Raw genomic sequence first — 14,418 nt, 5'->3', positions numbered from 1 at the left:
CTCAGTCCGAACGGGTGTTGGCTTCAACCAAAGCCTTACGAATCTGCTCCAGCACATCTTTCGCACTGGCCACAATCGGCGTGCCGGGGCCATAGATGCCTTTCACGCCGGCTTCGTAGAGGAATTCGTAGTCTTGTCGGGGAATCACGCCGCCGACGAAAACGATGATGTCGTTGGCACCTTGCTTCTTCAGCTCTTCGATGATGGCGGGCACGAGGGTTTTGTGGCCTGCTGCAAGTGTGGAGACGCCCACGGCGTGCACATCGTTTTCAATGGCTTGCCTCGCACATTCCTCAGGCGTTTGGAAGAGTGGCCCCATGTCTACATCAAAGCCTAAATCTGCATAAGCTGTGGCCACGACTTTCGCGCCGCGATCATGGCCGTCTTGGCCAAGCTTTGAAATCATCACGCGCGGGCGGCGGCCTTGGGCTTCTCCGAATTCGGCGATTTCCTTCTTCAATTTGTCCCAGCCTTCGGCTGAGTCGTAAGCGGCTGCATACACACCTGTCACCTTTTGCGTATCGGCTCTGTGCCGACCAAAGACTTTTTCCATTGCATCACTCACCTCGCCCACGGTGGCGCGGGCGCGGATGGCTTCTACGCAGGCGGCGAGCAGGTTGCCTTGCCCACCTTCTGCTATAGAAGTAATAGCTGCTAGCGCAGATTCTACGCCGGCTACATTGCGTTTTTGCTTGATATTTTGCAATCTAGCAATCTGCTGCTCACGCACCTTCACGTTATCAATCTGCAGGATATCAATCTGCTCTTCTTTGGCGAGCTTGTATTTGTTCACGCCGACGATCACGTCTTTGCCGCTGTCAATACGCGCTTGCTTCTCTGCTGCTGCTGCTTCAATCTTGAGCTTTGCCCAACCGGAATCCACAGCGCGCGTCATGCCGCCCATGGCATCCACTTCTTCAATGATCTTCCAAGCGGCATCAGCCATTTGCTGGGTGAGCTTCTCCATCATGTAGCTGCCTGCCCAAGGATCGACCACATTGGTGATGTGCGTTTCTTCTTGAATGATGAGCTGGGTGTTGCGGGCAATGCGCGCGGAAAATTCTGTAGGCAGCGCAATCGCTTCGTCAAACGAATTAGTGTGCAGCGATTGCGTGCCGCCAAACACCGCGGCCATCGCCTCAATCGTGGTGCGCACGATGTTGTTATATGGGTCTTGCTCGGTCAAGCTCCAGCCGGAAGTTTGCGAATGCGTGCGCAACATCAGGCTCTTCGGATTCTTCGCATCAAAGCCTTTCATGATACGCGTCCAGAGCAAGCGGCCTGCGCGCATCTTGGCAATTTCCAAATAGAAATTCATGCCCACTGCCCAGAAGAAGCTGAGCCGCCCGGCAAACTCATCCACATCCATGCCTTTGGCAATCGCCGTCTTCACATACTCTTTGCCGTCGGCCAAGGTGAAGGCCAATTCGAGTGCTTGATTCGCACCCGCTTCCTGCATGTGATAGCCGCTGATCGAGATCGAGTTGAATTTCGGCATATTTTTCGCCGTGTATTCAATGATGTCGCCAATGATGCGCATGCTCGGCTCAGGCGGGTAGATATAGGTGTTGCGCACCATGAATTCTTTGAGAATGTCATTTTGAATCGTGCCACTGAGCTGCGCCTGCGATACGCCCTGCTCTTCTGCGGCAACGATATAGCCCGCGAGAATCGGCAGCACCGCGCCATTCATCGTCATGCTTACGCTCACTTTGTCCAGCGGAATCCCGTCAAACAAAATCTTCATGTCTTCCACAGAATCAATCGCCACGCCCGCCTTGCCCACATCGCCTGTGACGCGCGGATGATCGGAGTCGTAGCCGCGATGCGTGGCCAAATCAAAAGCAACTGACACGCCCTGCCCACCCGCAGCCAATGCCTTGCGGTAAAACGCATTCGACTCCTCAGCAGTCGAGAAGCCCGCATACTGCCGAATCGTCCATGGGCGCACGGCATACATCGTGGCCTGCGGGCCGCGAATGAAGGGCTCGAAGCCAGGCAGTGTGTTCGCATGCGGCAGGTCTTTGACATCCTCCGCCGTGTAGAGCGGCTTGACCGCTATGCCATCTGGTGTGTGCCAGTTCAGTGCATTCAAATCACCGCCGGGGGCAGATTTGATGGCTGCTTTTTCCCAGTCGCTTAAGGAGGCCGCTTTGAAGTCGTCTTGCTTGCTCATAACTCAAATTTTACGCGATTTTTCTTCCGTAATTATGAATTCAAAATTCAGTTTCGTGTAAACTACCATCACCCCGTTCGGGCTGAGCCTGTCGAAGCCCTGCCAATCTATCACCCATGAACGCCGCCCTAGACCACAGCCGTTTGAAGCCTCGCCCCCTCTATGAAGAGGTCGCAGAATTATTGCGCCAGCGCATCTTCGCAGGCAAAAAAGGCGATCTGGAGCCCGGTGCATGGATCGATGAATTGAAGATCGCCGAGGAATACGGCATCAGCCGCACACCCCTGCGCGAAGCTATCAAAGTGCTGGCTGCCGAAGGCTTGGTGACGATGAAGATGCGGCGCGGTGCTTACGTGACTGAAGTCAACGCCAAAGACCTGCGCGATGTCTTCCACCTCATGGCCTTGCTAGAAGGAGACGCGGCAAGCACCGTGGCAAAGAACGCGACCGCAGAACAACTCAAAGAACTCGAAGCCCTGCACCAGCAGCTCGAAAAATCCACTAAAGACCGTGTGAAGTTCTTCACCATCAACGAAGCTTTCCACGTCAAGCTGCTAGAAATTGCCAACAACCGCTGGCGCGATCAAATGGTGGCCGATTTGCGCAAAGTGATGAAGCTCAATCGCGCACAATCACTCACTAAGCCGGGCCGGATTGAGGAGTCACTCGCCGAGCATGCAGCGATCCTCGCGGCCTTAAAGAAGCGGGACGCAACAGCTTCACAATCAGCCATGCGATCGCATATTGAAAGCGGGCAGGAAGCCGCTGGCTAATCGTCGCCAGACTCTTCTACTGTGGCTTGAACAGCGCCGCTTTTCACTGCTTTCTTCAGCGCCGAATAATCCGCTTCGTTTTGATCGGCGTATGCAAACGCATGCTTGGTGATCGCTTCATCAAACGCATCACTCTTCCCAATATAGCCAGCAATCAACGCCGGATCACCTGCCTTGGCTTGCGAGCGTGCGAGTGCGTAGCCGCAGGCCTGAGCATAATCCGCCATATCGGATTCATTGAAGAGCGTCACATCGAGTGAGCCTTTCATATCGCGCAATTGACGCACATAGAATTCTGCGCCCATGGCTTTGTTGCTCGCCCAGCCGAGGAAGACATCGCTGGTGGCTTGGCTAAGGCGCTGGCCATCGACGATGCGTTGGCCGTTATGCGGATGGGCTTTCAAGCCGAGTGGTTTCATCAACACCGAATCCCTCGCTTGCTTGAATTGCAAAAACAATGGGTGATGGCCATCGGCTGCAAAGAGAGCGACAAAGCAGCGCGTGCCCACCGAACCGATACCCGGCACTTTCACTGCCACATCCATCAGCTCATAGCGGTCAAACAGCACTTGCCGGTCTGCGCTCAAGCTACTTCGGTATTGAATGAAAAAATCTTCGATACCTCGCTCGAATTTACCGATTTCACGAGCCGTCGCGCCGGCCTCGTGGTACACCCAGGGCGGCGTGTCTTTGATACGCATCTCTTTACCTGCTGGGCCATTCACGAGCTCGACTGCATCTTTGACCAATTCTTTGCTGCCTTTGGCGCGAGCTTTTTCAATCGCCGCTTTTTCCACTTTGCTGGCACCACCGAGCTTGAGCAAAGTCTCGGAGGTCAGCTGGTGATACCAAACATCCAGCGTGTCCATCTGCGCAAATTCCAGCATCTTCTGGTGATAGGTATCCAGCAAGGTGCGCACAACTTTTTCAATCGCTGATTTCTTAAAACTCTGCTCTCGGCTAGCAATCACAAAACTGGCCGCCAAACGCCGAACATCCCAGTCAAAGGGCCCAACAACAGTTTCATCAAAGTCATTGAGGCCAAACAGCATGCGACGCTCAGGGCTGGCAAACAAACCGAAGTTCGACAAATGCGCATCTCCGCAGAGCTGCACACTGACATCGCAACGCGGCGTGAGCGCCAAATCATGCGCCATGAGCATGGCTGCGCCGCGATAGAAGGCAAATGGGCTGGCGAGCATGCGGCCAAAACGCGTGGGCAACAATTCAGCCACGCGGCCTTTGTTAGATTCAGCCAGCAGCGCTAGCGGATCACGCCCTCTACTTTCATGCAAACCCAGCGCTGAACGCAGGCAATTTTGCCGCGCCAGGCGGCCTTGTTCAAAACGTTGCTCCAGAGAGCCGCGGCCAATCAAATGATCTGTGTTTCGTTTCATCCGCCGATGATGGCATGGGATGTATTACGAAAGCAAGTCAATCGCGCTGCGGGCGATAGGTTCGCCATGCTCTTGGACGAAATGCCCACCCTCGGCTATCAGCATGGGCTCGGGGCATTTGTTGATATTGCTGCGCAGATCGCGCATTGTGGATTCGCCGAGTACGGGGTCTTGCATGCCGATAGCCATCAGGCTTGGCGCTTCCCAGTCGGTTCGCCAAAATTCGCGTGCAGCTCGGCTGATAGCAGCGCCATCGCTGTTCTCAAATTCTGGAACCATAGGCGGAAAGGCACGCGTAGCAGCACGGTGGCCAGCATCTGGGAAAGGCGCCATATACGCAGCGCATTCAGCTTCGCTCATCTGCGGGTTGCCACGTGAGAAGAGTTTGGCGATATCAAAGTCTGGTTTTTTGGCGCACATTTCTCGCCAAGCTTTGAAGCCATCCGTGAGCGGCGTATCGCCACAGGTGAGTGTGGTGTTCATCACGAGCAGGCCTTTGTATCGCTGCGGCGCATGCATTGGCAAGGTGAGCCCCAAGATGCCACCCCAATCCTGCACGACCAGGACGATGTTGTGCAGATCCAGGCGTTCAATGAATTCGAGCAAGCATTGGCGATGCCAGGTGAAGGTGTGAAAACTGTCTTTCTTGGGTTTATCGCTCTTGCCAAAGCCAATCATGTCTGGCGCGATCACGCGCGCGCCGCTAGCTGAGAAGATGGGGATCATCTTGCGATAGAGATAACTCCAAGCGGGATTACCATGCAGGCAGAGGTAGGTCGTTTTCGCGTCTTGCGCGCCTTCATCGAGATAGTGCATGCGCAGGCCATTGAGCGCTGGCAAATCGCTCAAATAATTTGGTGCGAAATCGTAGCCGGGCAAATTCTCAAAGCAATGATCTGGCGTGCGCATGGCATCTTGACGCAGCGGATGATTCAACCTATTTGCTTGCTGCAGCTCTAGACGTTTCTTTGAGAAAAAATCTTGCAATAATTGGCCACTCGCCCGCATAGAATCTGCGCAAGATGCTCCTAATTCCGTAGCGATTTGCACTTGCGTCTGGTGATTCAAGGGCGTATCAAACACATTCAATACAGAGCCAGCCGCACCCGTTTTGGGCTCAGGCGCGGCATACACCAAGCGGCGAATGCGTGAATGCAAAATCGCGCCCGCACACATGGCGCAAGGCTCCAGCGTCACATAAAGATCGCAGCCATCCAGCCGATAATTGCCGAGCTCGCGTGCGGCAGCGCGCAAAGCATTGATTTCGGCATGCGCCGTTGGGTCATGTGAGCCAATCGGTGAGTTGCGCCCCGTGGCAATCACCCGCCCATCCTTGACCACGACAGCGCCCACAGGCACCTCACCCGAATTGCCGGCATGCTGCGCTTCACTCAAGGCAAGCTGAAGGAACTGTGCATCAGAAAGAGTATCCATAGGCAAACAGTTTAAAGTAAGCCTATGAAAAAAATCATCTCTGGTCTTTTAGCCTCCTTGAGCTTGTTCACCGCCTCCTTTGTGACCGCACAAACGGCATCTAGCCCTGCAAGCACCACCTTAAGCTTCGTTCGCCAGCTGGGTGATGTGCGCGAATACAAACTGCCCAATGGCCTGCAAGTGCTGCTGCTCAGAGACACTCAGCGCCCCGCCATGAGCGTGAACATCACCTACCGCGTGGGCTCAAGGCACGAAGGCTTGGGCGAATATGGCTCAGCGCATTTGCTCGAGCACATGCTCTTCAAGCCCAGTGGCCCTGGCACGCCGCCGAAATACAACGATGCCAAGACCCGAATGGATTTGCTAGGCATGCGCTCCAATGGAACAACGCATTTCGATCGAACCAATTACTTCGCCCATTTCGTGACGGATGACGGCAAACTGCCCGAACGCCTAGATTTCATGATCGGCTGGCTCGCCGCGATGATGACGCAAGCGCGCTTCACGCCCGAGGATTTGAAGAGCGAGATGACGGTGGTGCGCAACGAATTTGAGCGTGGTGACAACGATAGTGGCCGCATATTGGGTGATCGCATGCGAAGTGCTGCCTACACCACGCATGGTTATGGCCATCCCGTGATTGGTACACGCGCTGATATTGAAAACGTGCCGCATGAGCGATTGATGGCTTTCTACAAACTTCATTACCGCCCCGATAACGCCACGCTGATCGTCGCTGGCGATTTCAATCCCGACGAAGTCAAAAGCCGCATCGCTCGCGAATTTGGCAGCATCGCCAAACCCACCGCGCCCCTGCCCACCACTTACAGCGTCGAGCCGCCGCAAGAAGGCGAGAAGCAAGTGATTCTGCGCCGCACCGGCGGCCTGGCCAGCTCAGTGGTGGCCTACCATGGCCCCGCCGGCCCCACGCGCGAAGGCTTAGCGGCATGGCTGCTCGCAACAACCATTGGCCAAGAAGGCGGGCCACTAGCCAAAGCTCTCACTCTGCAGCAACTGGCCGTGACCGAATGGGCCTATTACGGCGGCAATCGCGAGCCTTCGCAAATCTGGGCGGGCATTGGTTTGCCAGAGCGCAAAGCCACAGATACCGATGCGCAATACGAAGCCAAAGCACAAGCATCCAGCGCGGCATTAGCCAAAGTGATGGAGACGTATCGCCCCACAGCACAAGAGCTAGAGACAGCACGCGGCAGCCTTCTGGCAGGTCAACGCGCCATGTTTCGCAACAGCGAAGCCATGGCCATGTCACTCAGCGAAGCCGTGGCACGAGGCGACTGGCGACTTCTGTGGAGCCAGCGCGAGATGCTGGCGCAAATCACGCTGGATGAAGTACACAAAATCGCAGCCACTTATCTTCTCCCTAGCAACCGAACCAGCGGCCTCTTTTTGCCACTGGCCTCTGGCAGCACACAAGCACGCGCCCCGCTCACACGTTCGCCCGATACTGCCAGCATTGATCGAATGATCACAGGCGCTCTCAATTATGTAGCATCTCGCGCAGATTCTGCGCCGGCTATAGCCTTAAAAGACACTCAAAACAAAGATCTTCCGAGCATCCCTGTTAAGAAGGATGCGCCCAGCTTCACCATCACACCGGAAGCCATGGTGCAGCATACCAAGCAAAGCCGCTTGACCGTTGCAGGCCAGCCCGGTCTCAAAGTGGCCGTGATGACGCGGGTAGCCAAAGACGATCGCGTGCAAGGCACGCTGCGCCTGCGCTGGGGCACGCTGGAATCCGTACGCGGCACGTCGGTGCTCGCCTCCATGTTGGGCGCCATGATCCCTGATGGCATGGCAGCTTCAGGCGATCAACCTGCCATGGATGCTCAGCAAATTCAAGCCTATTTGCAGAAACTCGACAGCAGTATCCGTTTCTCCAGTTCGGCAGGTTTCCTCTCAGCGAATCTCGAATTTCCTGTACAGAATACAGCGGCTGTGCTGAGCTTTCTGAACGAATTGCTGCGCCGCCCCGCCTTCGCCAACGATGTATTTGAGCGCAACCAACGCGCCATGATCGCTGCATATCAGCCTATCAAAAGTAATCCGAACAACGTCGCCGGTAATCTGCTTGAGCGCAACCACCGCGCTCATTACAAAGCTGGCGATCCACGCGAAGTGCGCCTGATCGAGGATACCGAGCGCCAAACCCGTGAAGCCACCGCAGCGCAACTCAAAGCCTATTGGCAGCGCTTTGCAGGCGCACAATTTGGCGAGTTCGTACTCGCTGGGCCTTTGGAGCTCGCGCCAGTTCAAGCCATGCTGCAAAACCTCTGGGGCGATTGGGCGAGCAAAGAGCCTCATGTGCGCTGGGCTTCCGAGCATGCTGCGCCTGTTGGCGAGGCGTTCAGCAAACTCCAGGTGCCCGAGAAAGCCAACGCCACCTACACCGCCCGCATCGCCTTCCCGCTCGACCAGCGCCACCCCGATTTTCCTGCACTCTTGGCAGGTATCGAGATGATGTCTCGCCTGGGTCTGTGGCAGCGCGTGCGAGAGCAAGAAGGCATCTCTTACGGCGTAGGCTCCTCGCTTGATGCGCCTTGGGATGGCAATGCCGCCTCCATCAATATCAATGCCAGCTTTGCCCCGCAAAACCTGGATCGCCTGCGCACTGCCATCCGCGAAGTGCTGGTGCAAACTCGGGAAAAAGGCTACAGCTTCCTCGAAGTAGGCTTTGCCAAATCCGCCATCCTCGCGCGCCGAAAAGATCGTCTGACGCAGCCTGCGAACGCGATTGACACCATTGCCTTTAACCTGCGTGAAGATCGCGCTTTGGATGCGAACAAGGAGTTTGATGCGAAGTATGAGAAGCTAGATGCGGCTTCGGTGAATGCGGCTTTGAAGAAGTATTTAGATGTGTCGCTACTGCGGGAAGTGGTGGCTGGGACTTTTTGAATTCTGAAAATTTGAACGCAGAAGACGCAAAAGTTACGCAGAAAGCGCAGAAAAGAAATTCAAAGAAATTATTTTTCTTTTGCGCTTTCTGCGTTCAAAAATAAGCATCGAACGCTAAGCTTTATACCGAGGCAGCAACCAACAACTTTGTATATTCCTGCTGCGGCTTGAGCAGCATAGTATCCACACTGCCCTGCTCCACCACCAAGCCGTCTTTCATCACCAGCACCTCATGCGCCATCGCACGGATCACATCGACATCGTGCGTGATGATGAGATAGCTCAAACCACGCTCTCGTTGCAGCTTTTGTAAGAGCGTCAGAACCTGCTGCTGGATCGTCACATCCAGTGCGCTGGTGGGCTCATCCAGAATGATGGTTTGCGGATTCACGATCAAGGCGCGAGCAATCGCAATGCGCTGTCGCTGACCGCCTGAGAATTCGTGCGGATAGCGCTGCAGCAATCCGGGGAATTGAGTCTCATCCAACCCTACTTCCTGCAAAGCAGCGAGCACGCGAACTTGGCGCTGAGCAGCACTCAGAGAAGGCTCATGAATGCGCAAACCTTCGCCCACGATTTCTTCGATCGTCATGCGCGGCGAAAGCGATGAATAGGGGTCTTGAAACACCACTTGAAGCGATTGGCGCAGTGGAGTGTCAAACTTCATGGATGCTATATTTTCAGTAGCACTCTGCGCAGAATCGTAGCCGGCAATATGCTCTTTTCTCTTATAAAAAATCTGCCCATGCGTGCTTGTAGCGGGTAACAAACCCAACAGCGCCAACGCCATCGTGGATTTGCCAGAGCCAGATTCACCGATGATGCCCAAGGTCTGGCCACGTCCCAAATTCAAGCTGGCTTCATGCACGGCGATGAACTCACCCTTTTTAAACCAGCCTTTGAAACCGCCCAGAGGTTTCGGATAGGTGATGCGCAGCTTCTCGGCTTTGATCATGGGCGCAGCCTCTGCCTGAGCAGGCAAAACATCGCGCACAGGTTTGCTTGCCAGCAAGCGCTGCGTATAAGCATGCTGCGGATGGGCCAGCACCTCGCTCACGCTGCCCTGCTCCACCACATGCCCTTTTTCCATCACCGCGATGCGGTCTGCAAACTTGCGCACCAAATTCAAATCATGCGTGATCAGCAGCACAGCCATATTGCGCGTTTTTTGCAGCTCACCGATGAGATTCAAGATTTGCAAACGAAGCGTCACATCCAGCGCGGTGGTGGGTTCATCAGCCAGCAGCAGCTTGGGGTTGCAAGACAAAGCCATGGCGATCATCGCGCGCTGGCGCTGACCGCCTGAGAGCTGATGCGGAAATTGCGCCGCGCGGCGCTCGGGCTCAGGAATGCCTACTTCGATCAGTAATTCAATCGCTCTGTTGTGCGCCTCTTGCTTTGAGGCGCCCTTTTTCAGCTCGATGATTTCAGCAATTTGCCGCCCAATCGTCATCAAAGGATTGAGCGCCGTCATCGGCTCTTGGAAGATCATGGCAATATCGTCGCCACGCAAGCCTTCGAGTTCTTGCTCTGAAATAGCTAGCGTGTCGCGCCCATCGAATAAGGCTTGGCCACTGATTTTGGCGTTCAGTGCGAGGCGCAGTAGGCTCAGTGCAGTGACCGATTTACCCGAACCCGATCCGCCAACCAGAGCGAGTTTCTCTCCCGCGTTGATAGAAAAATGGATGCCTTTGACGACTTCTTTGCCGCCGAAAGACACCTTCAAATCTTTGACCTCTAGCAAGGCGCTCATACATCCGCCTTTCTCGGGTCAAGCGCATCGCGCAAAGCATCGCCCATGAAAGTCAGTAGCAGCAATGTGATCACCAATACAGCAAACGTCGCCAAGCTGATCCACCAAGCATCAATGCTGTTTTTCCCAATTGCAAGCATCTCGCCTAAAGATGGTGTGCCAGGCGGCACGCCCAGCCCCAAAAAATCCAGCGAAGTGAGCGCCAAAATCGCACCGCTCATGCGGAAGGGTAAGAAAGTGATCACCGGCGTCAGGCTGTTGGGCAGCACATGCCGCGAGATGATTTGCCAATGACTCGCCCCCAGCGCTCGTGCTGATCGCACGTAATCCATTTGCCGATTTCGTAAAAACTCCGCTCGCACGTAGTCGGATAATCCCATCCATCCAAACATGCTGAGTAACACGACCAGCAACAGTACGCTCGGCTCAAACACTGCAGCAAAAATGATCAGCAAATACAGCTCTGGCATCGAGCCCCAAATTTCAATGAAACGCTGAAAAAACAGATCCGTCTTGCCTGCAAAGTAGCCCTGTATTGCACCTGTGATGATGCCAAGCACCACGCCGATCACGGTGAGCGCCAGTGCGAACAACATGCTGACGCGGAAACCATAAAGTAAGCGCGCTGCGACATCTCGGCCACGGTCATCCGTGCCCAGCCAGTTGTCCCAAGATGGAGGCGCGGGGTTGGGCGCTTTAGCGTAGTAATTCAGCGTGCTGTGGTGATAAGGATTGATTGGCATCAGCGCAAAATTGCCGTCTTTCGCGAACTGCTCTTTTACGAAGGGATCGAGGAAATCCGCATTCGTCTGAAAATCTCCGCCAATGGCAGTTTCAGGCACGTTTTGCACCATAGGAAAAAGCCATTGTCCGTTGTAGCGCGCAACTAAAGGCTTGTCATTGGACACGATTTCTGCAACAAGACTGAGCAAGAAGATCGCCACCAAAATGATCAAACTCCAATAGCCCAAACGATTGCGTTTGAAGCGAAGCCATGCGCGTTTGGAAGGGGATGCACTCTCCCTTCGGGCTGAGCTTGTCGAAGGGCTTGGCAAGGCTTCGACAAGCTCAGCCCGAACGGTTGAGGTGGTATTCATTCGAACTTCACCCTTGGATCGATTAGGACGTAGCTCAAATCAGAGATCAACTTCACCACCAACCCAATCAGCGTGAACAGATACAGCGTGCCCAGCACCACCGGATAGTCTCGCCGAATCACTGCCTCATAACCGAGCAGCCCCAAGCCATCCAGCGAAAACAAAGTTTCTATGAGCAAGGAGCCGGCAAAAAAAGCGCCAATAAATGCCCCGGGAATGCCCGCTACGATTTGCAGCATCGCATTGCGAAACACATGCCCATAAAGCACACGCGATTCAGAGAGGCCTTTAGCTCGCGCCGTGATCACGTATTGTTTACGAATCTCTTCCAGAAATGAATTCTTCGTGAGCATCGTCACCGTGGCAAAACTGCCAACCACCATCGCCGTCACAGGCATGGCGATGTGCCAGAGGTAATCCACGATTTTTGCACCGAGCGACAGGGTTTCCCAGTTGCTTGAAGTCAATCCTCGCAGCGGAAACCATTGCAATTGCCCGCCAAATACCACGAGCAAAAACACCCCAAGTACGAAGCCTGGAATCGCATAACCGATCAGCACAATCAGGGTCGTCCACAAATCAAAACCACTGCCTGCGCGCACGGCTTTTTTGATGCCCAGCGGGATTGAAATCAAATACGTGAGAAAAAATGTCCACAGCCCCAGCGAAATCGAAACTGGCAATTTCTCTTTGATCAAATCCCATACCGGCTTATTTTGAAAAAAGCTTTTGCCCAAATCAAACGTGAGATATTGCTTGAGCATGATCCAAAAGCGCTCTGGTGCACTCTTGTCAAAGCCATACAAAGCCTTGATCTCCGCCAGACGCTTGGCATCCACACCTTTGTCACCTCGGTATTCAAAACCAAATGCTGCACCTTCTGAGCCCCCAGCCTTGGCCGCTCGCGCTTCAGCCATGTACTGCTCTACAGGGCCACCGGGCACGAACTGAATCACCACAAAGGTGAGCAGCAGCACGCCAAACAGCGTAGGAATCATCAGCAGCAATCGCTTGAGAATATAGGCCAGCATTTATTTGCCCTCCCCGCTCGCTGGCTTAGCCCACCAAGTATCAATCAGCCATGCGTCTGCTTTGGCATAAGGCGGCATCGGCTCCTTGAAAGCCAATTTTCGACCTGCATAGGCCAAATTATGTTGGCCGCTCGTCCATTGTGGAATCAAGACATGGCTGTGTGCAATCACGCGCTCAAGTGCTCGGCAGACAGGCAGTAATTCTGCTTTCGATTGAGCCGACACCATCTTAGAAATCAGCTCATCAACAGCAGGATTCTTCATGCCTGTGTAATTTTGCCCACTAGGCGTATCTGCTTCTTTGCTGCCAAACATTTCTACATACTCTTGACCAGGATTTTGCGTGCCTGGATAGGCCAAGGTGATGAAGTCGTAATCAAATTTTTGCAAGCGATTCTGATAAAGCGCAAAGTCCACAATACGCGGTTTGATCTGTATGCCAATACGCTCAAGATTACGAAATAAAGTGGTGTGCGAACGCAAACCTCCTTCTGAGCTATCCAAGTACTCCAATGCCAAAGGCTCTCCTTTAGCGTTGCGCATGACACCGTCTTTGACCTCCCAACCAGCTTCCTTAAGCAAAGCGACCGCACGTTTCAAATTCGCTCTTAGCTCCGCTGGATTTGGCTCTTTGGCGCCAGAGTTGGCAGGCTGAGTCATTAGTCCAAACGCAGAAGGAGGTATTTTGCTGCGCCACGGCTCCAGCAATTTCAACTGCGCTTCATCAGGTAACCCCTTTGCATGGCAATCTGTGTTGCCAAATAAACCATTGACCCGTTCAAGCTGATGGTAGGCCAGTCTCGCGTTGAGCCAGTTGAAATCTAGGGCCAGACTGATTGCTTCGCGTACTCGCACATCTTGCAATTTTGGTTTGCGTGTGTTGAGCACATAGCTCTGAAAACCAGTCGGCAAGTTGTGTTTGAATTCTCGTTTTGTCAGAAGGCCTTGATCGAAGCGTTTACCGTTCACGCGCCTGACCCACTCGCTCGCAGAGTGTGATTGCATGAAATCAAACTCACCGGCTTTGAGGCCTTCCAAGCGTGCCGTATTGTCTTTGTAAATTTTGATCGTGATTTTGTCGAAATTATGACTACCGCGATTCACATTGATATCTTTTCCCCAATAGCCAGTATCGCGCTCATAGGTGATATCTTTGCCAAAATTGACTTTGCCGATTTTGTAAGCACCGCTGCCAATCGGTATATCCATCACCACTTGATCAAACGGCTTGCGTTTACCGTCTTTCTCCAGCCCCCAATCACGGCTGAAGATCGGGATACCGCCCACGGTGAGCGGCAACTCTCGATTTTTCTTTTTGAAATTAAAACGCACGGTGCGCTCATCTAGCACATCCACACCCGACACATCTTCTAGCAAGGAGCGATACGCCGGCCTCACGAATTTGCTCGTCAGCACCTCAAAGCTGTGTTTCACATCAAGGGCAAGCACAGGTTTGCCATTGTGAAACTTTGCAGCTGTGCGCAACTTGAATACCGCGCTCAAACCATCAGGAGCAACAGTCACATCCTCAGCCAGTAGCCCATAGCCCGTGCCCGGCTCATCCATCGCGCCCGCAAGCAGGCTTTCAAACAGCAAAGCATCCAAATAAGCCGGCGCCGTGCCCCGAATCGTGAAAGGGTTGTATTTGTCAAAGGTGCTCACCCGCAAATTACTCACCGCCACCAGCTCCCCGCCCTTGGGCGCATTGGGGTTCACATAATCAAAATGCGTAAAACCAGACGGGTATTTGATGTCGCCCCATAGCGAATAGGCATGCCCTGCAGCAGCGGGCAGCGAAAAAGCAGCAAAAAGGCAGGCTAGGCCGAAGCGGATCATGCTTTCAT

At 54.0% G+C, this 14,418-nt stretch carries 9 protein-coding genes; 2 read left to right on the top strand and 7 right to left on the bottom strand.

Translation table 11 applies throughout. The annotated features are described in order from the left end of the window. Nucleotide 1: 1 nt before the first annotated feature. On the bottom strand, nt 2-2,176 hold the full coding sequence (gene scpA / locus KIH26_RS05040; RefSeq protein WP_213443068.1) for a methylmalonyl-CoA mutase: 2,175 nt from the start codon (nt 2,174-2,176) through the stop codon (nt 2-4). Nucleotides 2,177-2,292: 116 nt separating this feature from the next. Here scpA and KIH26_RS05035 point away from each other — a divergent pair, with 116 nt between their 5' ends. After that, nucleotides 2,293-2,949 carry a GntR family transcriptional regulator gene (locus tag KIH26_RS05035; protein WP_213443067.1) on the top strand — a complete coding sequence of 219 codons (657 nt, stop codon included), beginning with the start codon at nt 2,293-2,295 and terminating at the stop codon, nt 2,947-2,949. Here the strand turns inward: KIH26_RS05035 and KIH26_RS05030 are convergent. Together KIH26_RS05030 and tadA are read right to left on the bottom strand one after the other, a co-directional pair. Beyond that, entirely contained in the window at nt 2,946-4,346 is a 1,401-nt protein-coding gene (locus KIH26_RS05030; RefSeq protein WP_213443066.1) for a DUF2252 domain-containing protein, read from the bottom strand. The two genes, KIH26_RS05035 and KIH26_RS05030, sit on opposite strands and share 4 nt — an antisense overlap. A gap of 24 nt (nt 4,347-4,370) precedes the next feature. Then, entirely contained in the window at nt 4,371-5,780 is a 1,410-nt protein-coding gene (tadA, locus tag KIH26_RS05025; RefSeq protein WP_213443065.1) for a tRNA adenosine(34) deaminase TadA, read from the bottom strand. 24 nt (nt 5,781-5,804) lie between these two features. Between tadA and KIH26_RS05020 the strand changes: the two genes are divergently transcribed. Beyond that, nucleotides 5,805-8,693 carry a M16 family metallopeptidase gene (locus KIH26_RS05020; protein ID WP_213443064.1) on the top strand — a complete coding sequence of 963 codons (2,889 nt, stop codon included), beginning with the start codon at nt 5,805-5,807 and terminating at the stop codon, nt 8,691-8,693. A 121-nt stretch (nt 8,694-8,814) separates the two neighbouring features. Here the strand turns inward: KIH26_RS05020 and KIH26_RS05015 are convergent, their stop codons facing one another. The 4 genes from KIH26_RS05015 to KIH26_RS05000 are packed head-to-tail and all read right to left on the bottom strand — an operon-like array spanning nt 8,815 to nt 14,410. Beyond that, nucleotides 8,815-10,446: an ABC transporter ATP-binding protein gene (locus KIH26_RS05015; protein ID WP_213443063.1), complete on the bottom strand. Its 1,632-nt coding sequence runs from the start codon at nt 10,444-10,446 to the stop codon at nt 8,815-8,817. After that, nucleotides 10,443-11,543 (bottom strand): ABC transporter permease, encoded by a 1,101-nt coding sequence (locus KIH26_RS05010; protein WP_213443062.1) that lies wholly within the window; start codon nt 11,541-11,543, stop codon nt 10,443-10,445. Before KIH26_RS05010 ends, KIH26_RS05015 begins: the two co-directional genes overlap by 4 nt. Then, nucleotides 11,540-12,574 carry a microcin C ABC transporter permease YejB gene (locus KIH26_RS05005; RefSeq protein WP_213443060.1) on the bottom strand — a complete coding sequence of 345 codons (1,035 nt, stop codon included), beginning with the start codon at nt 12,572-12,574 and terminating at the stop codon, nt 11,540-11,542. The genes KIH26_RS05010 and KIH26_RS05005 overlap by 4 nt, the downstream gene beginning before the upstream one ends. Further along, a complete protein-coding gene (locus KIH26_RS05000; RefSeq protein WP_213443058.1) occupies nt 12,575-14,410 on the bottom strand; it encodes an extracellular solute-binding protein in 1,836 nt (611 codons plus the stop codon). Nucleotides 14,411-14,418 lie beyond the last annotated feature (8 nt).

Source organism: Variovorax sp. PCZ-1 (assembly GCF_018413605.1).
Taxonomy (GTDB): Bacteria; Pseudomonadota; Gammaproteobacteria; order Burkholderiales; family Burkholderiaceae_C; genus JANMDU01.
This window is presented reverse-complemented; position numbering and strand designations above follow the sequence as displayed.

Coding starts and splice junctions, on each gene's coding strand:
- KIH26_RS05020 (WP_213443064.1), top strand. CDS start 5,805: ATGAAAAAAATCATCTCTGGTCTTTTAGCCTCCTTGAGCTTGTTCACC.
- tadA (WP_213443065.1), bottom strand. CDS start 5,780: ATGGATACTCTTTCTGATGCACAGTTCCTTCAGCTTGCCTTGAGTGAA.
- scpA (WP_213443068.1), bottom strand. CDS start 2,176: ATGAGCAAGCAAGACGACTTCAAAGCGGCCTCCTTAAGCGACTGGGAA.
- KIH26_RS05000 (WP_213443058.1), bottom strand. CDS start 14,410: ATGATCCGCTTCGGCCTAGCCTGCCTTTTTGCTGCTTTTTCGCTGCCC.
- KIH26_RS05005 (WP_213443060.1), bottom strand. CDS start 12,574: ATGCTGGCCTATATTCTCAAGCGATTGCTGCTGATGATTCCTACGCTG.
- KIH26_RS05010 (WP_213443062.1), bottom strand. CDS start 11,543: ATGAATACCACCTCAACCGTTCGGGCTGAGCTTGTCGAAGCCTTGCCA.
- KIH26_RS05015 (WP_213443063.1), bottom strand. CDS start 10,446: ATGAGCGCCTTGCTAGAGGTCAAAGATTTGAAGGTGTCTTTCGGCGGC.
- KIH26_RS05030 (WP_213443066.1), bottom strand. CDS start 4,346: ATGAAACGAAACACAGATCATTTGATTGGCCGCGGCTCTCTGGAGCAA.
- KIH26_RS05035 (WP_213443067.1), top strand. CDS start 2,293: ATGAACGCCGCCCTAGACCACAGCCGTTTGAAGCCTCGCCCCCTCTAT.